25 protein-coding genes are annotated in these 23,107 nt (G+C 64.6%); 9 read left to right on the top strand and 16 right to left on the bottom strand.

Annotated elements, in window-relative coordinates:
• Nucleotides 1-51: 51 nt before the first annotated feature.
• From msrA to ade, 8 genes are all read right to left on the bottom strand, one after another.
• A complete protein-coding gene (gene msrA / locus RA21_RS07035) occupies nucleotides 52-567 on the bottom strand; it encodes a peptide-methionine (S)-S-oxide reductase MsrA (protein WP_039147517.1) in 516 nt (171 codons plus the stop codon).
• Nucleotides 564-1,013, bottom strand: a complete 450-nt coding sequence (gene msrB / locus RA21_RS07030; RefSeq protein ID WP_019297528.1) for a peptide-methionine (R)-S-oxide reductase MsrB — start codon at nucleotides 1,011-1,013, stop codon at nucleotides 564-566. The genes msrA and msrB overlap by 4 nt, the downstream gene beginning before the upstream one ends.
• A gap of 101 nt (nucleotides 1,014-1,114) precedes the next feature.
• Nucleotides 1,115-1,678, bottom strand: a complete 564-nt coding sequence (locus RA21_RS07025) for a DUF4202 domain-containing protein (protein WP_039147515.1) — start codon at nucleotides 1,676-1,678, stop codon at nucleotides 1,115-1,117.
• A gap of 112 nt (nucleotides 1,679-1,790) precedes the next feature.
• Entirely contained in the window at nucleotides 1,791-2,696 is a 906-nt protein-coding gene (locus RA21_RS07020) for a DMT family transporter (RefSeq protein ID WP_039147513.1), read from the bottom strand.
• Nucleotides 2,697-2,771: 75 nt separating this feature from the next.
• Nucleotides 2,772-3,395, bottom strand: a complete 624-nt coding sequence (locus RA21_RS07015; RefSeq protein WP_039147511.1) for a LysE family transporter — start codon at nucleotides 3,393-3,395, stop codon at nucleotides 2,772-2,774.
• A gap of 165 nt (nucleotides 3,396-3,560) precedes the next feature.
• Nucleotides 3,561-3,848 (bottom strand): HU family DNA-binding protein, encoded by a 288-nt coding sequence (locus RA21_RS07010; RefSeq protein WP_019297532.1) that lies wholly within the window; start codon nucleotides 3,846-3,848, stop codon nucleotides 3,561-3,563.
• Between the two features lie 139 nt (nucleotides 3,849-3,987).
• Nucleotides 3,988-5,454, bottom strand: a complete 1,467-nt coding sequence (locus RA21_RS07005; protein ID WP_039147509.1) for an AMP nucleosidase — start codon at nucleotides 5,452-5,454, stop codon at nucleotides 3,988-3,990.
• Nucleotides 5,451-7,253 carry an adenine deaminase gene (ade, locus tag RA21_RS07000; RefSeq protein WP_039147507.1) on the bottom strand — a complete coding sequence of 601 codons (1,803 nt, stop codon included), beginning with the start codon at nucleotides 7,251-7,253 and terminating at the stop codon, nucleotides 5,451-5,453. Before ade ends, RA21_RS07005 begins: the two co-directional genes overlap by 4 nt.
• Nucleotides 7,254-7,395: 142 nt before the next feature.
• Here ade and RA21_RS06995 point away from each other — a divergent pair, with 142 nt between their 5' ends.
• Together RA21_RS06995 and RA21_RS06990 are read left to right on the top strand one after the other, a co-directional pair.
• Nucleotides 7,396-7,818, top strand: a complete 423-nt coding sequence (locus RA21_RS06995) for a glyoxalase (RefSeq protein ID WP_039147809.1) — start codon at nucleotides 7,396-7,398, stop codon at nucleotides 7,816-7,818.
• 83 nt (nucleotides 7,819-7,901) lie between these two features.
• The gene (locus tag RA21_RS06990) at nucleotides 7,902-9,092 is read left to right on the top strand and encodes a hypothetical protein (protein WP_193748053.1); all 1,191 of its coding nucleotides are present in this window, start codon (nucleotides 7,902-7,904) and stop codon (nucleotides 9,090-9,092) included.
• On the opposite strand, the gene RA21_RS06985 is transcribed toward RA21_RS06990, so the two are convergent.
• Nucleotides 9,089-10,030, bottom strand: a complete 942-nt coding sequence (locus RA21_RS06985; RefSeq protein WP_019297537.1) for a GlxA family transcriptional regulator — start codon at nucleotides 10,028-10,030, stop codon at nucleotides 9,089-9,091. The two genes, RA21_RS06990 and RA21_RS06985, sit on opposite strands and share 4 nt — an antisense overlap.
• Nucleotides 10,031-10,110: 80 nt before the next feature.
• Between RA21_RS06985 and RA21_RS06980 the strand changes: the two genes are divergently transcribed.
• The 4 genes from RA21_RS06980 to RA21_RS06965 are packed head-to-tail and all read left to right on the top strand — an operon-like array spanning nucleotide 10,111 to nucleotide 14,450.
• Nucleotides 10,111-11,274, top strand: coding sequence for an acyl-CoA dehydrogenase family protein (locus tag RA21_RS06980; RefSeq protein WP_039147505.1), 1,164 nt, complete (start codon nucleotides 10,111-10,113; stop codon nucleotides 11,272-11,274).
• Nucleotides 11,275-11,277: 3 nt separating this feature from the next.
• A complete protein-coding gene (locus RA21_RS06975; RefSeq protein ID WP_039147503.1) occupies nucleotides 11,278-11,580 on the top strand; it encodes a SelT/SelW/SelH family protein in 303 nt (100 codons plus the stop codon).
• 6 nt (nucleotides 11,581-11,586) lie between these two features.
• A complete protein-coding gene (locus RA21_RS06970; protein ID WP_039147501.1) occupies nucleotides 11,587-13,614 on the top strand; it encodes an acetate--CoA ligase family protein in 2,028 nt (675 codons plus the stop codon).
• Between the two features lie 50 nt (nucleotides 13,615-13,664).
• A complete protein-coding gene (locus RA21_RS06965) occupies nucleotides 13,665-14,450 on the top strand; it encodes a carnitinyl-CoA dehydratase (protein ID WP_039147499.1) in 786 nt (261 codons plus the stop codon).
• Between the two features lie 226 nt (nucleotides 14,451-14,676).
• Here RA21_RS06965 and RA21_RS06960 read toward each other — a convergent pair whose 3' ends face one another.
• Nucleotides 14,677-15,312 carry a class I SAM-dependent DNA methyltransferase gene (locus RA21_RS06960; RefSeq protein ID WP_039147498.1) on the bottom strand — a complete coding sequence of 212 codons (636 nt, stop codon included), beginning with the start codon at nucleotides 15,310-15,312 and terminating at the stop codon, nucleotides 14,677-14,679.
• Nucleotides 15,313-15,385: 73 nt separating this feature from the next.
• On the opposite strand from RA21_RS06960, the gene RA21_RS06955 reads away from it, so the two are divergent.
• Both RA21_RS06955 and RA21_RS22570 read left to right on the top strand, forming a co-directional pair.
• Nucleotides 15,386-16,255 carry an SDR family oxidoreductase gene (locus tag RA21_RS06955; RefSeq protein WP_039147496.1) on the top strand — a complete coding sequence of 290 codons (870 nt, stop codon included), beginning with the start codon at nucleotides 15,386-15,388 and terminating at the stop codon, nucleotides 16,253-16,255.
• A gap of 114 nt (nucleotides 16,256-16,369) precedes the next feature.
• A complete protein-coding gene (locus RA21_RS22570) occupies nucleotides 16,370-16,594 on the top strand; it encodes a hypothetical protein (protein WP_206540047.1) in 225 nt (74 codons plus the stop codon).
• 18 nt (nucleotides 16,595-16,612) lie between these two features.
• Here the strand turns inward: RA21_RS22570 and dxs are convergent, their stop codons facing one another.
• The 6 genes from dxs to RA21_RS06925 all read right to left on the bottom strand — a co-directional run bounded on the left by dxs (nucleotide 16,613) and on the right by RA21_RS06925 (nucleotide 22,066).
• A complete protein-coding gene (gene dxs, locus RA21_RS06950) occupies nucleotides 16,613-18,541 on the bottom strand; it encodes a 1-deoxy-D-xylulose-5-phosphate synthase (RefSeq protein WP_039147495.1) in 1,929 nt (642 codons plus the stop codon).
• 42 nt (nucleotides 18,542-18,583) lie between these two features.
• On the bottom strand, nucleotides 18,584-19,483 hold the full coding sequence (locus tag RA21_RS06945) for a polyprenyl synthetase family protein (protein ID WP_039147494.1): 900 nt from the start codon (nucleotides 19,481-19,483) through the stop codon (nucleotides 18,584-18,586).
• 3 nt (nucleotides 19,484-19,486) lie between these two features.
• Complete coding sequence (locus RA21_RS06940) at nucleotides 19,487-19,729, bottom strand: exodeoxyribonuclease VII small subunit (protein ID WP_019297546.1); 243 nt, start codon at nucleotides 19,727-19,729, stop codon at nucleotides 19,487-19,489.
• A complete protein-coding gene (locus RA21_RS06935; RefSeq protein WP_039147493.1) occupies nucleotides 19,726-20,652 on the bottom strand; it encodes a histone deacetylase family protein in 927 nt (308 codons plus the stop codon). Before RA21_RS06935 ends, RA21_RS06940 begins: the two co-directional genes overlap by 4 nt.
• Nucleotides 20,653-20,854: 202 nt before the next feature.
• Nucleotides 20,855-21,556: a response regulator gene (locus tag RA21_RS06930; protein ID WP_039147492.1), complete on the bottom strand. Its 702-nt coding sequence runs from the start codon at nucleotides 21,554-21,556 to the stop codon at nucleotides 20,855-20,857.
• Between the two features lie 6 nt (nucleotides 21,557-21,562).
• Nucleotides 21,563-22,066 (bottom strand): MarR family winged helix-turn-helix transcriptional regulator, encoded by a 504-nt coding sequence (locus RA21_RS06925; RefSeq protein ID WP_029204953.1) that lies wholly within the window; start codon nucleotides 22,064-22,066, stop codon nucleotides 21,563-21,565.
• 162 nt (nucleotides 22,067-22,228) lie between these two features.
• Here RA21_RS06925 and RA21_RS06920 point away from each other — a divergent pair, with 162 nt between their 5' ends.
• Nucleotides 22,229-23,095 carry a branched-chain amino acid aminotransferase gene (locus RA21_RS06920; protein ID WP_019297548.1) on the top strand — a complete coding sequence of 289 codons (867 nt, stop codon included), beginning with the start codon at nucleotides 22,229-22,231 and terminating at the stop codon, nucleotides 23,093-23,095.
• Nucleotides 23,096-23,107: the final 12 nt, after the last annotated feature.

Genomic DNA, 23,107 nt, shown 5'->3' with positions numbered 1-23,107 from the left:
AGCGTAAAGCCCCGCCGGAGGGCGGGGCTGAAGGAAGGGCCTTGTTAGAGCCTATTCTGCGGCGGCGTTCCGTTTCGGCAGCACCCAATCGGGGCGGGCGAAATGGCAGGTGTAGCCATTGGGCAGGCGCTGCAGATAGTCCTGATGCTCAGGCTCAGCCTCCCAGAAGTCGCCAACCGGCGCCAGTTCGGTGACCACTTTGCCGGGCCAGAGGCCGGAGGCGTTCACATCTGCGATGGTGTCTTCGGCCACGGCCTTTTGCCTCTCGTCCGTATAGTAGATCGCGGAACGGTAGCTCATCCCCAGGTCGTTGCCCTGGCGGTTCAGCGTGGTCGGGTCGTGAATCTGGAAGAAGAACTCCAGCTGTTCCCGGAAGGATGTGACGGTGGGATCAAAGATGATCTCGATTCCCTCGGCATGGGTGCCGTGGTTCTTGTAGGTGGCATTGGGCACGTCGCCGCCGGTATAGCCGACACGGGTGCTGATGACGCCGGGGCGTTTGCGGATCAGTTCCTGCATGCCCCAGAAACAGCCGCCTGCCAGGACGGCGCGTTCGGTGGTGCTCATTTCACGACCTCCACTTGGTTGATATAGGCGCCATAGCCCTCGGCCTCCATGTCGTCCAGATGGACAAACCGCAGGGAGGCGGAGTTGATGCAGTAGCGCAGGCCGCCGCGGTCCATCGGCCCGTCCGGGAACACATGGCCCAGGTGGCTGTCGCCATGGGTGGAGCGGACCTCGGTTCGGATCATGCCGAGGGTCCGGTCTTCCAGTTCCTGGATATGCGCGGATTCGATCGGCTTGGTGAAACTGGGCCAGCCGCAGCCGGATTCGTATTTGTCGGAGGAGGCAAACAGCGGTTCGCCCGACACGATGTCGACATAGATGCCCGGCTCCTTGTTATAGAGCAGCTTGCCGGTGCCGGGGCGTTCGGTGCCCGCGTTCTGGGTCACATAGAACTCTTCTTCCGACAGTGCTGCAACGGCGTCCGGGTTTTTGAAGTATTTGGTCATGGTGTCCTCCCGCCTGTTCGCGTTGCAGCAGAACATGGGGTCTGTAGCCGCAAATGCAAAGCCCTGTTACAGGCGGCTCGCAAAGCCGTGTGCGGGGCGGCTCAGGCGGCGAAGGCGCCGGCCAGCTCTGCGGGCAGGGTGAACTCACCCAGCACACGGGCGCGGGCTTCTGCCGACATCTTGCGGGCGGTCTTTTCGACGATGCGCTGCACCTTGTCTGCCGGGTGTTTGGCGGCGAAGGGTTCAAAGTACCATTTCAGGAAGACAAAGCAGATGATGTCCTCCAGCGCCTGCACCTGATCATCGCGCTTGATGCCCTCCTTGCGGAGCATCTTTGCGGCGGCGTCCACGTCTTCTGCGCCGTAGCCCGCGTCCTGCATCAGGGCGGTGACCACTTCGGCGTGGTGCTCTGCCTCGGCCTTGCGCCAGGCGAGGTAGCCGGCGCGGCCTTCGGGGAAGGCGCTGCGCTCCAGCTTCCAGCGCTCCACATGCTGGCCGCGGGCGGCAATCTGCAGCGGCTCGGCTGCGTCCGGGAACAGGCGTTGCTGCTCTGCGCTCATCCGCTGGCCGTAAAGCAGCGCAGCGGGCTGGCCGTCTTCCAGGGTCGGATCCTTGGCATTGGCGGCGTCGATTGCGTCCAGCACCTGGGATAGTTGCGCGCTCATGCCGCGTCCTCCTGCTTATGTCTTTGGAGATCAGGTTACGGCGGAAACGCAAGGACTTGCAACGGGGCCGCGCCGCGGCAGCGGCGCCGGGCCCAAGGGGCAGGGATGGGTGTCAGCCCGGCTTTGCCGCGCGGGAGGGCCCTGTTTGCGGCTGTGCAGGCTGGCGGGAGAGCTGCACCGCCAGAATGCCGCCGGTGACGATAGCAACGCCCAGCACGTCGAGCGGCCCCAGTTTCTCGCCCAGCAGCACGCTGGCGACGGCGACGCCGAATACCGGGTTCAGGAAGTGGAAGGTGGCGGCGCGCACCGCGCCGATGCGGTTCAGGAGCAGCACCCAGATGAAGGTCGCCATCAGTCCCGGCACGATGGTGGTGTAGGTAAAGGCCGCCGCCAGCCGCCAGGTGGGGTTGACGAATATTTCCTCGCTCAGCGGTGCGGCCACGAACAGGATGGCGGAGCCGATCAGCATCTGCAGCCCCACCACCATCATGAAATTGCCGCCCGAGGTGGCGCCGCGCAGGGCGAGGGTTGCGGTGGTGAGGGCCAGCACGCCAATCACGCAGAGAAACACACCCATCAGGTCCACGCCGGCGCTGAGGCGGGTGCCCATGATCAGGGCGACACCCAAGATGCCTGCGAGCAGTCCGGCGTAGCCGAGGGGCCGCAGCCGCTCGCCGAACAGCATCCAGCCGGCCAGTGCCACCAGCAGCGGCATGGTGGAGGCGATGATGGCGGCCAGGGAGGCCTCGATCCATTGCATGGCGACAAAGTTGAGGCCGAGGTAGAGCGCGTTCTGGCAGACACCGAAGATCACCGTCGCGCGCCACTGGCCCGGAGTCAGCCGCCAGGTCTGGCCCATGGCGCGGGCAATGGCGACGCCGATCAGGCCGGAGATCAGGAACCGCACGGCCAGCGAGAACAGCGGCGAGGCGTCCTGCACGATGATCCGCGCCGAGGTGAAGGCCGAGGACCACATCAGGGCAAAGGCCAGCCCCATGGCAATTGCGCGTGCGTCCATTGTCCCAACCCTTTCTGCTGCGGCGGACTGTCGGGGAAGCGGGCGGCGGGATCAAGCCCCGTTCTTCAAGCCCTGTCAGCTGAGCCGGGCTGCAAAGATCTGCCAGCTGGCGGCGCCAAAGGCGGCGGCGAACAGCGCCTCGAACACGCGGCGCAGGCGGATGTAGATGCGGCTGGCGGCGGCGCTGGAAAACAGGATCGCGTAGCCGTGGAAGATCAGCGTGCTTTGCACTGCGATGGCGGCGATCACCACCAGCAGCGCCGTGGGCGCGGTGCCGGGCGGAATGCCAATGGCGTAGAGCGAGCCGAAGAACAGGATCGCCTTCGGATTAGTCAGATGCAGCGCCAGCCCCTTGGCGTAAGCTGCGCGCAGCGAGGGCGCTGCCGAGGGGCGCAGTTCCGGGGCGCCGGAGCGCAGGGCAGAACGCGCCGAGCGGACCGCCAGATACATCAGGTAGGCGGCGCCGAAGTAGCGGACCACTTCGAACATCCAGGCATTGGCCAGCATCACCGCACCCAGGCCAAATGCGGCAGAGACCGACCAGATCAGTGAGCCGCTGCTGACGCCGGCCGCCAGTGCCAGCCCGGCGGCGCGGCCGCGCTGCATGGCAGTGCCGGCGATGGTCAGGGTGGCAGGTCCGGGGCTGGCGCCGGCCAGCAAAGCGGCACCCAGGATCAGCAGCAGATTGACGTTCTCCATGGTGCGGCCCCCTCTTGTGCGTTGACCTCAGCCTGCGCCTCTGGACCCGGCATTGCAATCAGCAACGCTGCGGCGGCGGGCGAACTGTTGGCCGTATGTGCGGGGGCAAAAGAAAAGGGCCGCCCGCAGCGGGCAGCCCTCAAACCGTCCGGATCAGGTCCGGTATCAGCCGTTCACGCTGTCTTTCAGCGCTTTGGCGATGGTCATTTTCACCACCTTGTCGGCTTCCTTGGTGAACTTCTCACCGGTGGCCGGGTTGCGCACTTCGCGCTCGGGACGCTCGCGGCAGTAGATCTTGCCGACGCCCGGCAGGGTCACGGCACCGCCGCCCGACACTTCGCGGGTGATCAGCGAGCAGACCGCTTCCAGTGCGGAACCTGCGACTTTCTTGTCGCTGCCCATTTCCTCTGCCAGAGCGGCAACAAGCTGGGTTTTGGTCATCGGTTTGGACATTCTTCGTCTCCTTAAACTGCCCGAACTGTGGGGCCTCATCGCGTGACATTATCGTTATGTTGTATGATAACACAACTTCTTGTGTGCTCCGCACAGTCCAAAATGGGCATTTTTTCTAGGAAAACTGCAAAAAACCGCCTTAGAGGAAGGCTGTTTCGTCGAACGAGCGCAATTTCCGGCTGTGCAGGCGCTCCAAAGGCATGCCGCGCAGGCGTTCCATAGCTCTTATGCCGATTTGCAGATGGCGCGCAACCTGGGTCCGGTAAAAGTCCGACGCCATGCCCGGCAGCTTCAACTCACCATGCAGCGGCTTGTCCGAAACACAGAGCAGCGTGCCGTAGGGTACCCGGAAGCGGTAGCCGTTGGCGGCGATGGTGGCGCTTTCCATGTCCAGCGCCACCGCGCGGGACTGGCTGAGGCGCTGCACCGGGCCGGACTGGTCGCGCAACTCCCAGTTGCGGTTGTCGATGGTGGCGACGGTGCCGGTGCGCATGATCCGCTTGAGGTCGAAGCCTTCGTATTCGGTGATCTCGGCCACCGCCTCCTCCAGCGCGACTTGGATTTCCGCAAGCGCCGGGATCGGGGTCCAGATTGGCAGGTCGTCGTCCAGCACGTGATCTTCGCGCAGGTAGCCATGCGCCAGCACGAAGTCCCCCAGCGCCTGTGTGTTCCTGAGGCCGGCGCAATGGCCGACCATCAGCCAGGCGTGCGGGCGCAGCACCGCGATGTGGTCGGTGGCGGTTTTGGCGTTTGACGGCCCGACGCCGATGTTGACCAGGGTGACGCCGTTCCCGTCCTCGCGCTTCAGATGGTAGGTGGGCATTTGCGGCAGCTTGCCGGCCTCGGGGATCACCGCGTCAGGACCGGCTATTTCGTGATCGCCGGTGCTGACAAAACTGGTATAGCCGCTGTCCGGATCCGCCAGCTGGGCGCGGGCATAGGCTTCGAACTCTGCCACGTAGAACTGGTAGTTGGTGAACAGGACGTGGTTCTGGAAATGCTCCGGGCTGGTGGCTGTGTAATGGCTGAGCCGCGCCAGCGAGTAGTCGATGCGCTGGGCAGTAAATAGCGCCAGCGGGCCGGTGCCGTTGGGCGGCTGGTAGGTGCCGTTGACGATGTCGTCATTTGTGGTCGACAGATCCGGCACGTCAAACACATCGCGCAGGGTGAAGCCCGCCGCACCCTCTTGCGGCACCGTCAGGTCCGGGCGCGAGGCCACTGCGAAATGCACCGGGATCGGGGTGTCCGAGACGCTGATGGTGACCGGCTGGCCGTGATTGCGGATCAGCAGGGTGATTTGCTGGATCAGGTAATTGCGGAACAGGTCCGGCCGGGTCACCGTGGTGGCATAGGTGCCGGGTGCGGAGACGTGGCCAAAGCTGAGGCGGCTGTCCACCTGTGCGAAGGTCAGGGTGGAGAACCGGATCTCCGGGTAATAGGCGCGGATGCGCTGGTTGTCCGGCGCGCCGTCCGCCATTGCGCGGATAAACTCATCGCAGAGGAACCCGGTGGCCTGATTATAAAGCAGCTCCAGCCGGTCCACGGCCTCGGTTGCGTCGTTGAAGCTTTCGTCCGGCGGATGGCCGGGGTGTTTTGTTGTTATCATTGGGCAGGCTCGATTACCGGGATTTTCTGGAATGTGCGCACGTCGACCAGGCCCAGGTCGGAGATCCTCAGTTCCGGGATCACCACCAGCGCCAGAAGCGAGTGCTGCATGTAGGCGTTGTTGAGGGTGCAGCCGCAGGCCTGCATCGCCTCCACCATCACCTGCGCCTTGGCGGCAACCTCGGTGGCGGGGCTGTCGGACATCAGGCCAGCGATCGGCAGTTCGATCAGCGCCAGTTCCTGCCCGTCCCTGTAAATGGTGATGCCGCCGCCCACCTGTGCCAGCCGGTTCGCCGCCAGCGCCATCTGCGCGCGGTCGGTGCCGACCACGATCATGTGGTGGCTGTCATGCGCCACGGTGGAGGCCATTGCCATCTTGCCGGTGTAGCCAAAGCCGGAAACAAACGCGTTGGTGACGCCGCCTGTGGCGCGGTGGCGTTCCACCAGCGCGATCTGGCAAACGTCGCCGCTGCCCTCGACCAGCCCGTCGACCACCGGCAGCTCTGCCTGCAGCGCCTTGGTCGGGGCCTGGTTTTCAACCACGCCGATCACATTGGCGGTGACCGCATTGGCGCCCTCCGGCGCGGCCAGTTCGAAGTCTTTGGCGGTCAGCTCATGGCCCAGGTGTACGGTGCCGCGGGCGCTGGCGGGCCAGTCGTAATGCGGGCAGTCGACCTTGATAGAGCCTGATTCCGCCACGATCTGCCCGCGGGCGATGACCACCTCGATCGGCAGTTCGCTCAAGTCCGAGGTCAGGATCACATCGGCGCGGCGGCCCGGGGTGATGGAGCCGATCTCCCGCTCCAGCCCGAAGTGGGTGGCGGTGTTGATGGTCGCCATCTGCAGCGCAATCACCGGGTCGCAGCCGCAGGCAATGGCGTGGCGCACCACCCGGTTCATGTGGCCGTCGTTGACCAGCGTGCCGGAGTGGCAGTCATCGGTGCAGAGGATGAAGTTGCGCGGATCCAGCCCCTTCTCGGTGACTGCGGTGATCTGGCTTTCGACGTCGTACCAGGCAGAGCCGAGCCGCATCATCGACCGCATTCCCTGGCGCACTCGCGCGATGGCGTCAGCCTCGCAGGTGCCCTCGTGGTCATCGGCTGGGCCGCCGGCCACATAGGCCGCGAAGTCCGGGCCAAGGTCGGGGGAGGCGTAATGGCCGCCCACGGTTTTTCCTGCGCGCTGGGTTGCGGCGATTTCGGCCAGCATCTTGGGGTCGGCGTTGGCGACGCCGGGGAAGTTCATCATCTCCCCCAGCCCGATGATGCCGGGCCAGTTCATCGCCTCAGCCACGTCCTCGGCAGAGATTTCATAGCCGGTAGTCTCCAGCCCCGGCGCCGAGGGCGCGCAGCTGGGCATCTGGGTGAAGATGTTGACCGGCTGCATCAGCGCCTCGTCATGCATATAGCGCACCCCGTCCAGGCCCAGCACATTGGCAATCTCATGCGGGTCGGTGAACATCGAGGTGGTACCATGCGGGATAACCGCGCGGGCAAATTCCGCAGGCGTCAGCATGCCGCTCTCGATATGCATATGGGCATCGCACAGGCCGGGGATCATGTAACGCCCGTTGGCCTCGATGATCTGGGTGTCTGGCCCGGTGCAATAGGAGGCATCCGGCCCGACATAGGCGATACGCCCGGCCTTGATCGCAATATCATGGCCCGGCAGCTGTTCGCGGGTGTGGACATTGACCCAGATGCCCTGGCGGATCACCGTGTCAGCGGGCGCGCGGCCTGCGGCTACTTCGATCAATTGCGGGGCGGAGTCGGGCCAGCTCGGAAAAATGTTTTCTGACATAATCCAATTGTTCCGATTGCGGGCGGGAAGGCAAGCGGATTGCTGGCTTTGCCATCAAAGCTTCATGCGGATGGTGGAAAGGCGCCGAAGGCTGGCGCATTTGGCGTTGCCGCAGAGCCGCAACGGGGCGACACTGGTCCGTATGGATTACGAAAATACAGATGCCGACAGTTTCGGCCGCTCCCTGCGGGGCATCGGGATCAATCTTCTGGTGCGGGATGTGCCGGCAGAAATCGCTTTTTTAGAGACTGTTTTTGCGATGAAAGGCTATCAGGTGAGCAAGGATTTTGCCATTGTCACCTATGGCGGTCAGGTGTTTCAGCTGCACAGCGACGGCACCTATGCGGAAAATCCGCTGCTGGGGCTGCTGCCGGAAAACCCGCCGCGCGGGGCCGGGATTGAGATCCGGCTTTATGACACTGACCCGGATGCGGCTGTGGCGCGGGCGGAAGCCGCGGGTTTCACCATCCTGCAGGCACCCGCGGACAAGCCGCATGGCCTGCGCGAGGCCTATATCTTGTGTGAAAACGGCTATGCCTGGGTGCCAAGCAGGCCCAAGGGGTAAGGGCTGGGAATTCCTCCCCTTTTACCCGGGCGACGACCGGTCCATGCTGGGCGGAACCTTTTGGATGCCGCGAGGGACCGCTGATGCACGCCATTGCCGATACAACTGCCCTGGTCGAGGAGGGGGTGCTGACCGCGGATCAGGCCCGCACCATCGAGGCGCGCTCGCGCGAGGTTATGGTATCGCTGGCGGTCAACGCGATCCTGTGTTTCGGAATCATCGCCGCCACCGCCGGCTTCATCTTCTGGCTGGCGGATCCGCTTGCGGTAGCTGTGACGGGCATCCTGATGCTGGGCGGCGGGCTGGCGGTTCTGGCGCGCGGAAGCGAGACGCTGCGGATGTTCGGCAATTCCGCCACCCTGATTGGCGCGGGGATGCTGATGGGCGGCGCCGGAATTGAGCTGGTGGACAAGTACGAGGACATCGCCGGCTGGGTGATGCTGCCTGCCGGCGCGCTGGTGGCGCTGATCTGCACCTGGCGCTGGCGGCACGGGGCCTGGTCCGCGGGCTTTGTGCTGGGGGCGATCCTGCTGATGGGGCTGGCGATGCATCTGGCGGGGATCGAACTGCTGCTGCAGCAATACGGCATCGGCTCACCGTTGCGGAACCTGGCGCTGCTGTATTATGCGGCGGCACTGGCGCTGGCCGGCTGGCAAGTGGACGTGCGTTTTGTCACCGCGCTGGCAATTGCGCCCTTTGCCCAGATGCTGGAGACCGGCACCAGCTATTTCCATGCGGCCTATGTGTTCTATTCGCCGGAATCGACGCTGACGATCCTGCAAATGGTGCTGCTGATCGTGCTCTGTGTATGGGGGGCGTCCCGGCTGGCGGAGCGTGATGCGCGGCACCTGCGCATCCTGGCGATATTGGGGTTTGTGGTTGCAAACCTTTGCGCGCTGGTCGGCTCCTTGTGGGGGGACGTGGTGGGCGAAACCGTTTGGGGGCCAGGCCGCTACAGCGACGGTTACGAGGATTGGGAAGCCTACTCTGCCGCCCGCGATGCCTTCCGCGACAGCGCACTGTTCATTTCCGAAAACGTCTATTCCGTGCTCTGGGCAGCGGTGCTGGCGGCGGTGATCTTCTGGGCGGCGCAGCGGCACCAGCGCGGATTGTTCAACGCGGCGCTGACCTTTGCCGCGATCCATGCCTACACGCAGATGTTTGAATCCTTCGCCGATGAGCCGCTGGCCTATGTCATTGGCGGTCTGGCGGCGATCCCGCTGGCCTGGGGATTGTGGCGGCTGAATCAGTGGATGGCGGCAAAGCAGGTCTAACCGGTACTGCGCAAGCTGCGCGGAGTGGTTCCGAACTCCGCCTTGAAGGCTCGGGTCAGCGCGCTCGGGTCGTCGTAGCCGCAGCGCAGGGCAATCTCTGAAACGCTCAGAACAGTTTCTAACACGAGCTTTCTGGCCTGTATCAGACGCAGCCGCCGGTAGACCGCCTGCGGCGTGGCCCCCAGTTCCCCCTTCATCCGCGCCTCCAGGTCCTTCTGGCTGCGGCCCGCCTTTCGGGCCACGGCAGCGATGGGCAAGGGCGTTTCCAGATTGGCCTGCATCACTGCAACCGCGCGGGCAACCGATTTGCCGCGCACCAGGATCGGGTCCTGGGTCTCCGTCGCCTCGGGCGCCATGAACAGAGTGGCAACCTCCAGCCGCAGCGCGGCGCCATGCTGATCGCCGATCAGCTCCATCATGGTGTCAAAGGCCGCCAGCGCGCCGGTGCAGGTGATGCGGTCGCCGTCCCGGACCTGCCGCGCTCTTTCGGCCTCAACCTCCGGGAAAGCCTCGGTGAAGCGGCCCAGCTCTTCCCAGTGGATGGTGGCCCGGCGCCCGTCCAGCAGCCCGGCCTGCGCCAGCAGCCAGGCGCCGGTGTCAAACCCTGCCAGCACTTTGTAGCGGCGGGCAGCGGATTTCAGCGCCCGGGCGGTCGCCGCATTGGCGTGGCGCAGGAAGTCATAAGACGGCATCGCAATCAGCAGATCACCGCTGCAATCACCCAGTTTTCCATGCGCCCGCACCTCCATGCCTGAGGACGAAACCGCCGGCGCGCCGTCCAGCGTCAGGAACCGCCAGGCATAGACCTGCCGCCCGGCGAAGGTGTTGGCGGCACGCAGCGGCTCCACCGTGTTGGCCAGGCAATGGGCCGAAAAGGCATCAAACAGCAGCACATCCAATTGCTGCGCCGCAGCGGCATCTTTTGTCCAACTTCGCATGATTATTTCTAACCTTGCATGATGAACGCGTGCAAGCGGCGTAATCTGATCCGCAACAGATTTGCCGAAGGAAGACCGCCATGCAGTTCGGGAAGACCGAAGAACAGTCGATGATCGTTGAGACCACCCGCGCCTTTGTGGAAAAGGAGCTCTATCCGCATGAGGCGGAGATCGAGCGCACCGGCCACCTGGACATGGATGTGATCCGCGACGTGCAGAAGAAGGCAATGGAAGCGGGGCTGTATGCCGCCAACATGCCCGAGGAAGTGGGCGGTGCCGGTCTCGATACCCTGACCTGGCTGATGTATGAAAAGGAACTGGGCCGCGCCAACTATGCGCTGCACTGGACCGGGGTCGCGCGGCCGTCGAACATCCTGCTGGCAGGCACAGAGGAGCAGAAAGAGAAATACCTGTTCCCCTGCATGAAGGGCGAGAAATGGGACTGCCTGGCGATGACTGAGCCGGATGCGGGATCCGACCTGCGCGGTATGAAGGCCAGTGCCCGTCAGGACGGTGACGACTGGATCCTGAACGGCACCAAGCATTTCATCAGCCACGCCGATATTGCTGATTTTGCCATCTGCTTCATGGCAACCGGGGTTGAGGACACACCGCGCGGGCCGAAGAAGAAGATCACTGCATTCTTTGTCGACAAGGGCACACCCGGTTTCGAGGTGCGCGACGGCTACGGCAACGTCAGCCACCGCGGCTACACCAATGCGGTGCTGGAATTCGACGACTGCCGCCTGCCGTCCTCGGCCATTCTGGGCGAGGTCGACAAGGGGTTCGAGGTGGCCAACACCTGGCTGGGCGCCACCCGCCTGCAGGTCGCCGCCACTTGCCTGGGCCGCGCCGAACGGGCGCTGCAGCACTCGATCGAATACGCCGCCGAGCGCAAGCAGTTCGGCCAGCAGATCGGCAAGTTCCAGGGCATTTCCTTCAAGCTGGCCGACATGGCGCTGGAGCTGAAGGCGGCGAACCTCTTGACCTGGGAAGCCGGCTGGAAATTCGACCAGGGCACCGTCACCGAGAGCGACATGTCGATGGCCAAGCTGAAGGCAACCGAGATGCTGGCGATGGTTGCCGATGAGGCGATCCAGATTCACGGCGGCATGGGCCTGATGGACGAGCTGCCGCTGGAACGCATCTGGCGCGACGCACGGGTGGAGCGTATCTGGGAAGGCACCAGTGAAATCCAGCGGCACATCATCAGCCGCGAGATGCTGCGCGCCGTCGGAGGCTGATCCATGACCCAGACCGGGAAACCCGTTGTTACCATTACCTACTGCATCGGCTGCAACTGGCTGCTGCGGGCGGGCTGGATGGCGCAGGAGCTGCTGCAGACCTTCCAGGACCAATTGGGCGGGGTGACTCTGGTTCCCGGAGATTTGGGCGGGATCTTTGAGATCCATGTTGATAAGGAGCTGGTCTGGGAACGCAAACGGGACGGCGGCTTTCCTGATGTGAAAGAGCTGAAAACCCGCGTGCGCGACCGGATCAACCCTGAACAAGACCTCGGCCATCTGGACCGCGGCAAGACCGGTGAATAAGATCATATGCAGTCTCTAAACAGGCTTTTCCGCCCGAAAACCATTGCTGTGATTGGCGGCGGCGCATGGTGCCGCCTGGTGATCGAGCAATGCCAGAAGATGGGGTTCGAGGGCACCATTTGGCCCGTCCACCCCAAGGCTGAAGAGGTCGCGGGCCTGCCTGCCTTCAAGGATGCGGACAGCCTGCCGGAGGCACCTGACGCAGCCTTCATCGGCGTGAACCGTTTTGCCACGATCGAGGTGGTGCGGGCGCTGTCGGCGCGCGGGGCTGGCGGGGCAGTGTGCTTTGCCTCCGGGTTCCTGGAGGCTGCGGCCGAGGACGCGGAAGGCGCGGACCTGCAGGCGCAGCTGCTGGAAGCAGCAGGCGGCATGCCGTTCCTTGGCCCCAACTGCTATGGCTTCATCAACTACCTGGACGGCGCACTGCTGTGGCCGGACCAGCATGGCGGGCAGCGGGCAGAAAAGGGTGTGGCACTGGTCACCCAAAGCTCCAACATCGCCATCAACCTGACCATGCAGAAGCGCGGGCTGCCGCTGGCCTATGTGGTGACCGCCGGCAATCAGGCGCAGTCGGGCATTGCCGCGATTGGCGAGGCGTTGCTGGAGGATGACCGGGTGACCGCGCTGGGCCTTCATATCGAGGGTTTTGGCGACCTGCGCGCCTTTGAGGGGCTGGCCGCCCGGGCGCGCGAGCTGGGCAAGCCGGTCATCGCGCTGAAAGTTGGCAAATCGGCTGAGGCCCAGGCCGCAACTGTTTCTCATACCGCCTCGCTTGCGGGCGGTGACGCGGGTGCGGGGGCTTTGCTCTCACGCCTTGGCATTCCGCGTCTGGATGACCTGCCGTCCTTCCTGGAGACGCTGAAATTGCTGCATGTGGCGGGGCGGCTGCCTTCGAACCGCATCGCAACCATCAGCTGCTCCGGCGGGGAGGCAAGCCTGGCTGCGGACACCGGCCATGCGCGCAAGGTGGAGTTCCCGCCTTTGAACGACCGCCAGAAAACGGACCTGCGCGCGGCACTCGGCCCGATGGTGGCGCTGGCAAATCCGCTCGACTATCACACCTATATCTGGCGCGACACCGAGGCGATGACCAAGGCGTTCTCAGCCATGATGGATCCGCAGCTGGCAATGACCATGCTGGTTGTGGATTTCCCGCGCGATGACCGCTGCGATGCCTCGGACTGGGAATGCACCATTCAGGCCGCCATTGGTTCGCGTGAACGGACCGGTGCCAACGTCGGTCTGGTGGCAACCCTGCCGGAACTGCTGCCGGAGGAAGTGGCGGCCCGGCTGATGGACGCGGGTGTGGTGCCCTTCTGCGGTCTCAGCGAAGCGATTGCCGCCTGCGAGGCGGCCAGCCTGCCGCTGCCGGAAGCGCCTGCGCCGTTGTTGCTGCCAACCCCGGTTGTGGAGCCCGATCTGGTGCCGGAGGCCGAAGCCAAATGGCAGCTTTCCAGCTATGGGCTGCGCACTCCGCGCTCCAAACGGGCGGCTTCGGCCACCAATGCCCGCGCGGTGGCGGTCGACGTCGGCTTCCCAGTAGTGCTGAAGGGCGAAGGTGTCGCGCATAAAACCGAGGCGGGGGCGGTGGCGCTGAACCTGAACTCAGGCCAGGAGGTGAGCGACGCCGCCTTCAACATGCCTGCGGAGCGTTTCCTGGTGGAGGAGATGGTTACTGGCGCGGTGGCGGAGCTGCTGATCGGCGTGGTGAAAGACCCGGCGCACGGGTTTGTCATGACACTGGCGGCGGGCGGCACCCTGACCGAGCTGATGGAGGACAGCGCGTCTTTCCTGCTGCCGGCCTCGGATGCGGAGATTGAGGCGGCACTCCAGTCGCTGCGCATCGCGAAGCTGCTGGACGGTTACCGCGGCGCCCCGGCAGCCGACCGCGAGGCAATCCTGCGCGCCATCCGTGCAGTTGAGGCCTACGTGGTGGAGAACGCGCTGGGCCTTGAGGAGATCGAGATCAACCCGCTTCTGTGCACGCCAAAGGATGCGGTTGCGGCAGACGCGCTGATGCGCCGGAAATACTGAGGCTTCGGCCCTGAAACAGAACGGCATGCCAAATGCCAGGAGGAGACGACATGAGTGAAAGCCCCGTAAAAACCCGCCGCGACGGCGCCATTCTGGAAGTCACGCTGGACCGGCCCAAGGCCAATGCCATTGACCTGGCCACCAGCAAGGTGATGGGCGAGGTATTCCGAGACTTCCGCGACGACCCGGAGCTGCGGGTGGCGATCCTGACCGGCGGCGGGGGGAAGTTCTTTTGCCCCGGCTGGGACCTGAAGGCGGCGGCTGACGGTGATGCCGTTGATGGCGACTATGGCGTTGGCGGTTTTGGCGGGCTGCAGGAGCTGCGTGATATGAACAAGCCGGTGATCGCCGCCGTGAACGGCATCGCCTGCGGCGGCGGGTTGGAGCTGGCGCTGTCGGCGGACATGATCATTGCAGCCGATCACGCCACATTTGCGTTGCCGGAAATCCGCTCCGGCACCGTGGCAGACGCGGCCAGCGTCAAACTGCCCAAGCGCATCCCCTACCATATCGCCATGGAGCTGCTGCTGACCGGGCGCTGGTTCGATGCCGAAGAAGCCAACCGTTGGGGGCTGGTGAATGAGATCGTGGCCGCAGATCAGCTGATGGACCGTGCCTGGGAACTGGCAAGGCTGCTCGCCTCCGGCCCGCCGCTGGTCTACGCGGCGATCAAGGAGATTGTGCGCGACGCCGAAGACAGCAAGTTCCAGGACGCGATGAACCGTATCACCCAGCGCCAGCTCAAGACGGTGGATGTGCTTTACGGCTCGGAGGACAACCTGGAAGGCGCCCGCGCCTTTGCCGAAAAACGCGATCCGGTCTGGAAGGGGCGGTAACGCAACTCTCCCGCCTGCTGCGGGACATCTGAAGATGCCCCTCCGCAGTTGGGCCTGGCGCCGCGCTTCGCGCGGCGTTTTCTTTCCGCTGAGAAGCTCTTGAGGAGCAGGTCTGCTCCTCAAGCAGCCAGATCGAGTGTGTGATCCGCCATCGCCGCCTCAAGGGCAAGCCGCGCGTGCCGCGCGGAGGCTGCGCCTCCCTTGACCCGGCGCTGACGGGGTGGCGCTAAACCTTCTGGAACAGCGCAATAATCGCGGTATCGTCCTTGTGCGCGCCGGTGGCCCGGGGGCCATAGATGCGCAGCTCAGGCAGGGTCAGGCTTTTGATCCATTGCCCCTGCAGCAGCCTGTCAAAGGCTGCGGCAAATCCCGCCTTTTCATAGAACTTTGCATTCACCGATAGGGCGAACCAGGCATCCGGCGCGGCCACCCGCAGCAGCGCAGGCAACACTTCAGGGCCCAGGTGGCCGTGGGTGAAGGTGCCGGAGGAGACCACCCCGCGGTAGGACCCGCGCGGCACCGGGATGCCCTCTATCAGGTTGGCCTCGATCACGTCGCGGTAGGCGTCCTTGCGCAGCGCCTCGGCCAGCATGGCGGCGCTGATGTCGGTGGCGTCCACAGGCTCAACCCCAAGGGCCCGCAGCGCCTGGCCGCAAAGACCGGTGCCCGCGCCCGCGTCCAGAACCGGGCCTGTTCCCCCGGCGGCGGCAAAGGCCTTGGCCGTCAGTCCGGGCAGCAGGTAGTCCTGCCCGGCAGCAAAATCCTGATCGTAGGAGGTGGCCCATTCCGCGTAGAGCTGCCGTGAATCTTCAGGCGTGCTCAGCGCATAGGCATCGGCCAATCCGGGTGTCTGCTTTTTCATCGGGCCATCAAAGCCGTGCGGGGGATTCGAATCAACCCTTGCGCACCGGGCACGGCCAACGCATCTAGGAGGCATGAGAAAAACGCTGCTTTGTCTTGGATTTGGCTATACCGCCCGGGCGCTTGCCCCGCGCCTGATGGCGGCGGGATGGCGTGTCATCGGCACCTCGCGTGAGGTGGCGGCGGCTGATGGTGTTGAGATGATCACCTGGCCCGGGCAGGACGTGCTGCTGGACGGCGTGACGCATGTGCTGAACTCGATCGGCCCCAATGCGGATGGGGATCCGGTGCTGGCAGCCATGGGGGACCGGATTGCCACCGCGCCTGATCTGGAGTGGGTCGGCTACCTGTCGACCACAGCCGTCTACGGCCACCACGATGGCGCCTGGGTGGATGAAGAGACGCCGGTGAAGCCCTCCAGCCAGCGAGGCGACTGGCGCGCCCTGGCGGAGATGCAATGGCAGGCGATCCCTGACCTGCCGCTGCACATCTTCCGGCTGGCCGGCATCTACGGACCCGGCCGCGGCCCCTTTGCCAAGCTGATGGCGGGCAAGGCGCGGCGGATCATCAAGCCGGGGCAGGTTTTTTCCCGTATCCATGTGGACGACATCGCCCAGGTTCTGGCGGCCTCCATTGCGCAGCCGCGTCCGGGCGCCATTTACAACGTCTGCGATGACGACCCGGCGCCGCCGCAGGATGTGCTGGGCCACGCCGCCGAACTTCTGGGCCTGCCGATGCCGGCCGAGGTGCCCTTTGACGAGGCGGGCATGACGCCGATGGCGCGCAGTTTTTATGGGGAGAACAAGCGGGTCCGCAACCGCCGGATCAAGGATGAGCTGGGGGTGGAGCTTCTTTACCCGACCTACCGGGAGGGGCTGAGGGCGGTTCTGGAGGCCGAGGATATGGAGAGCTTTGTGCCGCCAGCCGAGCCGCCGGGGGTTTAGGGTTTGGGAAGCTGGCACCTTCTGTTTGTTTTCCTGCAGTTTCGCAGGCTGGGGCGGTTGCGTCGGCGATTGAGAGCGGTTTATCCAAACAGCTTGGAAACAATCTGGTCTGATTTGGGTTTCACCAGAAGGCTCGATATTGCGTTTTCACCGTCAATTTTTACCGTGGTTTCCGACCGCGCGGCATTGCTGAATCTATTTGTTGCCCGTCAGGATGAGATACGGCCCGCGTGGATGGGAGACGAAACCATTGCGCAGCTTGTCTTTGCTTTGAACAGGCATTGGTCAGCGCCGGGCTATCGGTTGCTTAGCCGGCTGACTGGACTTTCCAGAAACTGACAGGCTGAGAGACTAGGCTTAAGCCCGCTTCTCGCCTATCGTCGCCACGCCCAGAACATCCAGCACCTTCGCTTCGATCTGCGGCGCGTTCATTGCGGCGGTTTCGTACATATCCGCTGGGCTGGCCTGGTCGATGAAGGTGTCAGGCAGCACCATCGAGCGGTATTTGAGGCCGCTGTCAAACACGCCTTCCTCCGCCAGGAGCTGCGCCACGTGGGAGCCGAAACCGCCCACCGCACCTTCCTCGATGGTGATCAGCGCTTCGTGGTCCGCGGCCAGCTGCAGGATCAGGCCGCGGTCCAGCGGCTTGGCAAAGCGGGCGTCGGCGATGGTCGGCGTAATGCCCTTGGCGGAGAGTGCCTCGGCAGCTTTGCGGACCTCACCCAGGCGGGTGCCGAAGGACAGAAGCGCCACGCGTTTGCCCTCCTGGATCATCCGGCCCTTGCCGATTTCCAGCACTTCCGGGATCTCCGGCATTTCGACGCCTTCGCCCTCGCCGCGCGGGTAGCGGAATGCGATGGGGCCGTCGTCATACGCAGCGGCGGTGGCAACCATGTGCACCAGTTCTGCTTCGTCGGCGGCGGCCATCACCACCATGCCGGGCAGGTTGGCCATGAAACCGATGTCAAAGCTGCCGGCGTGGGTGGCGCCGTCGGCACCGACTAGACCGGCGCGGTCGATGGCAAAGCGCACCGGCAGCCGCTGGATCGCCACGTCATGCACCACCTGGTCATAGCCGCGCTGCAGGAAGGTGGAATACATCGCGCAGAAGGGCTTCATGCCGCCCGCCGCCAATGCGGCGGCAAAGGTCACGCCATGCTGTTCGGCAATGCCGACGTCGAAGGTGCGCGAGGGGTAGCGTTCCGCCATCAGATTGAGGCCGGTGCCATCGGGCATCGCCGCGGTGACGGCGCAGATCTTGTCGTCCTTGGCGGCGTGCTTCACCAGTTCGTTGCCGAAGACAGAGGTATAGGAAGGAGCGTTGGAGGGGGCTTTCTTCTGCTCGCCGGTCACCATGTCGAACTTGGCAGTGGCGTGGCCCTTGTCGCGGGCGCGTTCGGCGGGGCCGTAGCCCTTACCCTTTTTGGTGAGGACGTGGATCAGGATCGGGCCGGTGGCGCGGGCCTTGACGGTGCGCAGGACCGGCAGCAGCTGGTCCATGTCGTGGCCGTCGATGGGGCCGAGGTAAGAGAAGCCAAGCGCCTCGAACATGGTGCCGCCGACCGCCATGCCTTTCAGCATGTCCTTGGCGCGTTTGGCGCCCTCGCGGAAGGGTTCGGGCAACAGTGAGACCGCGCCCTTGGCGGCGGCTTTCAATTCCTGGAACGGCTCGCCTGCATAAAGGCGGGACAGGTAGGAGGACAGCGCGCCGACCGGCGGGGCGATCGACATTTCATTGTCGTTCAGGATCACGAACAGGCGCTTGCCCAGGTGGCCTGCGTTGTTCATTGCCTCAAACGCCATGCCGGCCGACATCGAGCCGTCGCCGATCACCGCGATGGCGTCGCCGTTGCCCTCCGGGATTACCCCGCCAAGGTCACGGGCGACGGCAAAGCCAAGCGCTGCGCTGATCGAGGTGGAGCTGTGGGCGGCACCGAAGGGGTCAAAGGGTGACTCGGAGCGTTTGGTGAAGCCGCTGAGCCCGTCCTTCATCCGCAGGGTGCGGATGCGGTCGCGGCGCCCGGTCAGGATCTTGTGCGGGTAGCACTGGTGGGAAACGTCCCAGATCACCTTGTCCCGCGGGGTGTCGAACACCGCGTGCAGGGCGGTGGTCAGCTCCACCACGCCAAGGCCGGCACCCAGATGGCCGCCGGTGACGGAGACGGCGGAAATGGTTTCCTGCCGCAGCTCCTGCGCCACCTGCACCAGCTGCGCATCCGTCAGCCCCTTCAGATCCGCGGGGCGCGTGATCTGGTCCAGAAGCGGGGTCTTGGGCCGGTCGGGCATGGTGTCTCCTTGGGCTGCGCCTTTTAGCGGCGTGGCGCGGGGTTAGCTGTCGCGCGCAATAACGAAACGCGCGGCTTCCTTCAAGGTTGCGGCGTCTTCACCATAGGGTGACAGCGCGGCACAGGCATCCTCGCAAAGCGACTGTGCGCGGGCTTTTGCCTCTGCCAGTCCCAGCAATGAGACAAAGGTCGCCTTGCCGGCATCGGCATCCTTGCGCACGGCCTTGCCGACCTTGGCGGCATCACCTTCCACATCCAAGATGTCGTCGGCGATCTGGAAAGCAAGGCCGAGGGCGCGTGCGTATTGCCGCAGCGGGGCCAGGTTGCCGCCTGCCAGCACCGCGCCGGCGGTGGCGGACCATTCGATCAGGCAGCCGGTCTTGCGGCCCTGCAGCTTGGTGATTTGTTCGAGTGTAAGCGGTGCGGCCGCAGATTCTGCCGCAATATCCAGCATCTGGCCGGAGACCATGCCGTCCTTGCCGGAGGATTGCGCCAGACTGCGGATCAGCTCCAGTGCATGGGGGCCAGCCTTGGGGTCTGCCAGCAGCTCAAATGCAAAGGTTTGAAGGCTATCGCCTGCCAGAACCGCCATCGCCTCGTCCCATTTCTTATGGACCGTAGGCTGGCCGCGGCGCAGGTCGTCGTCATCCATGCAGGGCAGGTCGTCATGCACCAAGGAGTAGGCATGGATGCATTCGATGGCCAGCGCGGCGTCAAGTGCGGCCTCTGCCGCGACCCCATGCAGCCGGGCGCTTTCCAGCACCAGGAAGCCGCGCAGCATCTTGCCGCCGGTAATGGCATAGCGCATCGCGGCGTGCAGTTCGTCACCGCCTGCGAGCCGCGCTTCCATATGCGCGGTGATGCGGGTCTGTGCGTCTTTCAGCGCCTCCGGAAAGGGGCGCGCAGTTTCAAGGGAAAACTGGGTGTCTGCGGCGGCACTCATGGCTCAGCCGGCGTCCAATGGCTGGGTGCCCTTGGGGGTGCCGTTTGCGTCCAGGGTGATGGCGGCGACTTTCTCCTCGGCGCGCTTCAGCTCGTCCTCGCAGCGTTTCTTCAGCGCCGCGCCGCGTTCATAGAGCGCGATCGAGGCGTCCAGCGCCACGTCGCCGCGCTCCAGCTGGTCCACCACGCCTTCCAGCTCGCGCATCGCTTGTTCAAAGCTCATCTGGTCTACGGGGGTCTCAGTCATGCCGGTGCCTTCATCAATTCTTCCACATGCGCGCGGGTTGCCGCGGACAGCGCGTTCAGATCATATCCGCCTTCCAAAGTCGAGACGATACGGCCCTGGCACAGCTCACTGGCAAGTTTGCCCAGTTCCGCGGTGATCCAGGCGAAATCGGCGGTGGCCCAGTTGAGGCTGGCCAGCGGGTCGTCCTGATGGGCGTCAAAGCCCGCGGAGATAATGATCAGCTCCGGCTTGAAGGCGCGCAGGCGCGGGAAGGCCTGGCCCTCATAGGCCGCCTGCATCTCTGTCCGGCCCGAACCCGGCGGCAGCGGCATGTTGAGGATCTGGCCATGGGCGCCGTCCTCATCCGGGCGGCCGGAGCCGGGCCAGAGCGGCATCTGCTGGCTGGTGATCACCAGCGCGCGCGGCTCGTCCCACAACAGGTCCTGAGTGCCGTTGCCGTGGTGGACGTCGAAGTCCACCACCGCAACGCGGCTGAGGCCATGGTGATCGAGCGCGTGCTTGGCCGCCAGCGCGGCGTTGCCGAACAGGCAAAACCCCATTGCAGTGTCTGTTTCGGCGTGATGGCCCGGCGGGCGTACCGCGGCAAAGGCGTTCTGCACCTCGCCGCCCAGCACCATGTCGACACCGCGTACCACGGCCCCCGCAGCGCGGAAGGCGGCGTCGAGGGAACCGGGAGACAGGAAGGTGTCTCCGTCGATCTGTGCCCAGCCCTCTGCCGGGGAGGCCTTGCGCAGGTCCGAGAGGTAGCCGGCGGGGTGGATGCGCAGGATGTCATCCTCCGCCGCCATCGGGGCTGTCACCCGCTTCAGGTCCAACGGCTCCAGCGCGTGCAGGATGTGTTCCAGCCGGGCGACACGTTCGGGGTGGCCCTCGGGTGTGACGTGATTGAGGCAATCCGCGTGGGTGATCAGGGCGGTGGTCATAAGCGCGTTCCTCCGGCTGCGGGACTTGGCGCGACACTAGGTGGGGGCGGTGTCTGGCTGCAAGGGAAAACCGGGGGGTGACATGCGTGCACCGGGTGTGCACCCCCTGTGCACCGCCTTGGCAGCATTTGGGCGAAAAGGGAGGGGCGCTGGGCCTCACCCCCCCGGGATATTTCCGGCCAGAAGAAGAGGCGGGCCGGTTCTAGTCGGGTGCCAGCATGTAGCCAGCGCCGCGGACGGTTTGCAGGTATTGCGGCTGTTTCGGGTTCGGCTCGATCTTGCGGCGCAGGCGGGTGATCTGCACGTCCACCGCGCGTTCCTGCGCCTGGCCGCGGTCGCGGCCCAGATCCTCGACCAGCTTGGTGCGGGAGACCGGCTCACCCGGCTGGGCAGAAAAGATTTTCATCAGCTGGCTTTCGGTGCCGGTGAGGCGGATCAGCTCGTCGCCCTGCCACATCTCGCCGCGCTCGATGTCATAGCGGATGGCGCCCAGGTGCAGCACCTTGGGCGCGGCCTCTTGTGCAACCGTGTCCGGCATCCGTCGCAGGATCGCGTTGACGCGCAGCAGCAGTTCCTTGGGCTCGAAAGGTTTGGGCAGGTAGTCGTCCGCCCCGGCCTCGAACCCCGCGATCCGGTCCTCGGTTTCGCCCTTGGCGGTCAGCAGCAGGATTGGGGTGGTCATGGTTTCGCGCAGGGAGCGGGTCAGCGACACACCGTCCTCGCCCGGCATCATCACATCCATGACGATCAGGTCAAAATCCAGCCCCGCCAGCACCCGGCGCGCGTGGGCGGCATCGCGCGCAGCGGTCACCAGAAAACCGGAGCGCATCAGGAATTTCTTCAAGAGGCCGCGGATGCGCTCGTCGTCATCGACGATCAGCAGATGAGCGTCATGGGTGGTCATGCCTGATCAGTCCCGCAGCTTGGCATAGGCGCGGCGCATGTCCGCGTCCATCATCGCCTCAAGCACCGTCTTGAAACCCTGCACCGCCTCGGGGCCTGCGTCCTTATACGCAGCGCGCATCCGGGCGCGCTGGGCATCGGACAGCGTCGCCTCCAGCGCTGCGCCCTGGTCGGTCAGGTAGAGGTGGCGTTCGCGTTTATCGAGCTCCCCCACTTTGGAGATCACCAGCCCGTCGCCGATCAGAGTGCGCAGAACCCGGTTCAGCGACTGTTTGGTCACGCCCAGGATGCTGAGAAGGTTGTTCACCGTGGTGCCCGGCGAGCGGTTGATGAAGTGGATCGCCCGGTGATGCGCCCGGCCATAGGACATTTCGGCCAATATCCGGTCCGGATCGGCGGTAAAGCCGCGGTAGGCAAAAAACATTGCCTCGATCCCCTGACGCAGCTGCTCATCTGTCAGAAACAGCAGGCTTTCGCCGCTGTATCCCTGCCCTGTCCGGCCCTCAGGCATGTGGTGCCCCCTCGTCTGTATTACCGGTCAGTTTATGTCAGTGTTGTTGACATTCCAAGGGTGAAGATGTATCGAATCGCAGCTTTGGCGCAAGATTGTGTCCGGTTCGGCCTTAACTTGCGCAATAAATGAAAATCACCGCAGAAATCAGGAGGGTGCGGCATGGCTGGTTACGACGACCGCGACGGTGTGATCTGGATGGATGGGGAGCTGGTCGACTGGCGGGATGCCAAGGTGCATATCCTGACCCATGCGATGCACTACGCCTCCTCCGTGTTCGAGGGCGAGCGCGCCTATAACGGTAAGATCTTCAAGAGCCGCGAACATTCCGAGCGCCTGATCGCGAGCGCAGAAGCGCTGGACATGCCGATGCCCTATAGCGTCGATCAGATCGAGGCGGCCAAGGAAGAGGCGCTGAAAGCCTCCGGCCTGCAGGACGCCTACGTCCGCGCGCTGGTCTGGCGCGGCTCGGGTGAGGACATGGGCGTGGCGTCGGCCAAGAACCCGGTGCGTATGGCGGTCGCGGTCTGGGGCTGGGGCGCTTATTACGGCGACGCCAAGATGAAGGGTGCCAAGCTCGACATTGCGGAATGGAAGCGCCCGAGCCCGGAAACCATCCCGGTTCACGCCAAGGCGGCGGGCCTCTACATGATCTGCACCATCTCCAAGCACAAGGCAGAGGCCAAGGGCTGCTCTGACGCGCTGTTCATGGACTGGCGCGGCTATGTGGCCGAAGCCACCGGCGCCAATGTGTTCTTTGTGAAGGACGGCGAGGTGCACACCCCGCTGGCCGATTGCTTCCTCAACGGCATCACCCGTCAGACCGTGATCCAGATGCTGAAGGACAAGGGCATCACCGTGCACGAGCGCCGCATCAAGCCGGAAGAGATGGAAGGCTTTGAGCAGTGCTGGCTGACTGGCACCGCCGCAGAGGTCACGCCGGTCGGGCAGATCGGCGACTATACCTTTGAAGTTGGTGACCTGACCCGCGAGATCGCCGAAGACTATGAGGCGCTGGTCCGCGCCTGAGGCAGATCACGA

It is taken from the genome of Leisingera sp. ANG-DT, assembly GCF_000813785.1.
Lineage (GTDB): Bacteria > Pseudomonadota > Alphaproteobacteria > Rhodobacterales > Rhodobacteraceae > Leisingera.
This window is presented reverse-complemented; position numbering and strand designations above follow the sequence as displayed.

Bases quoted from the DNA above. Each gene is read 5' to 3' on its own strand.
- RA21_RS07025 (WP_039147515.1), bottom strand. From the start codon at position 1,678: ATGAGCGCGCAACTATCCCAGGTGCTGGACGCAATCGACGCCGCCAAT.
- msrA (WP_039147517.1), bottom strand. From the start codon at position 567: ATGAGCACCACCGAACGCGCCGTCCTGGCAGGCGGCTGTTTCTGGGGC.
- RA21_RS06935 (WP_039147493.1), bottom strand. From the start codon at position 20,652: ATGACCACCGCCCTGATCACCCACGCGGATTGCCTCAATCACGTCACA.
- RA21_RS06925 (WP_029204953.1), bottom strand. From the start codon at position 22,066: ATGCCTGAGGGCCGGACAGGGCAGGGATACAGCGGCGAAAGCCTGCTG.
- RA21_RS06920 (WP_019297548.1), top strand. From the start codon at position 22,229: ATGGCTGGTTACGACGACCGCGACGGTGTGATCTGGATGGATGGGGAG.
- RA21_RS07015 (WP_039147511.1), bottom strand. From the start codon at position 3,395: ATGGAGAACGTCAATCTGCTGCTGATCCTGGGTGCCGCTTTGCTGGCC.
- RA21_RS06980 (WP_039147505.1), top strand. From the start codon at position 10,111: ATGCAGTTCGGGAAGACCGAAGAACAGTCGATGATCGTTGAGACCACC.
- RA21_RS06955 (WP_039147496.1), top strand. From the start codon at position 15,386: ATGAGAAAAACGCTGCTTTGTCTTGGATTTGGCTATACCGCCCGGGCG.
- msrB (WP_019297528.1), bottom strand. From the start codon at position 1,013: ATGACCAAATACTTCAAAAACCCGGACGCCGTTGCAGCACTGTCGGAA.
- RA21_RS07010 (WP_019297532.1), bottom strand. From the start codon at position 3,848: ATGTCCAAACCGATGACCAAAACCCAGCTTGTTGCCGCTCTGGCAGAG.
- RA21_RS06985 (WP_019297537.1), bottom strand. From the start codon at position 10,030: ATGCGAAGTTGGACAAAAGATGCCGCTGCGGCGCAGCAATTGGATGTG.
- RA21_RS06990 (WP_193748053.1), top strand. From the start codon at position 7,902: ATGCACGCCATTGCCGATACAACTGCCCTGGTCGAGGAGGGGGTGCTG.
- dxs (WP_039147495.1), bottom strand. From the start codon at position 18,541: ATGCCCGACCGGCCCAAGACCCCGCTTCTGGACCAGATCACGCGCCCC.
- RA21_RS07005 (WP_039147509.1), bottom strand. From the start codon at position 5,454: ATGATAACAACAAAACACCCCGGCCATCCGCCGGACGAAAGCTTCAAC.
- RA21_RS06930 (WP_039147492.1), bottom strand. From the start codon at position 21,556: ATGACCACCCATGACGCTCATCTGCTGATCGTCGATGACGACGAGCGC.
- RA21_RS06965 (WP_039147499.1), top strand. From the start codon at position 13,665: ATGAGTGAAAGCCCCGTAAAAACCCGCCGCGACGGCGCCATTCTGGAA.
- ade (WP_039147507.1), bottom strand. From the start codon at position 7,253: ATGTCAGAAAACATTTTTCCGAGCTGGCCCGACTCCGCCCCGCAATTG.
- RA21_RS06940 (WP_019297546.1), bottom strand. From the start codon at position 19,729: ATGACTGAGACCCCCGTAGACCAGATGAGCTTTGAACAAGCGATGCGC.
- RA21_RS06970 (WP_039147501.1), top strand. From the start codon at position 11,587: ATGCAGTCTCTAAACAGGCTTTTCCGCCCGAAAACCATTGCTGTGATT.
- RA21_RS06945 (WP_039147494.1), bottom strand. From the start codon at position 19,483: ATGAGTGCCGCCGCAGACACCCAGTTTTCCCTTGAAACTGCGCGCCCC.
- RA21_RS06995 (WP_039147809.1), top strand. From the start codon at position 7,396: ATGGATTACGAAAATACAGATGCCGACAGTTTCGGCCGCTCCCTGCGG.
- RA21_RS06975 (WP_039147503.1), top strand. From the start codon at position 11,278: ATGACCCAGACCGGGAAACCCGTTGTTACCATTACCTACTGCATCGGC.
- RA21_RS06960 (WP_039147498.1), bottom strand. From the start codon at position 15,312: ATGAAAAAGCAGACACCCGGATTGGCCGATGCCTATGCGCTGAGCACG.
- RA21_RS07020 (WP_039147513.1), bottom strand. From the start codon at position 2,696: ATGGACGCACGCGCAATTGCCATGGGGCTGGCCTTTGCCCTGATGTGG.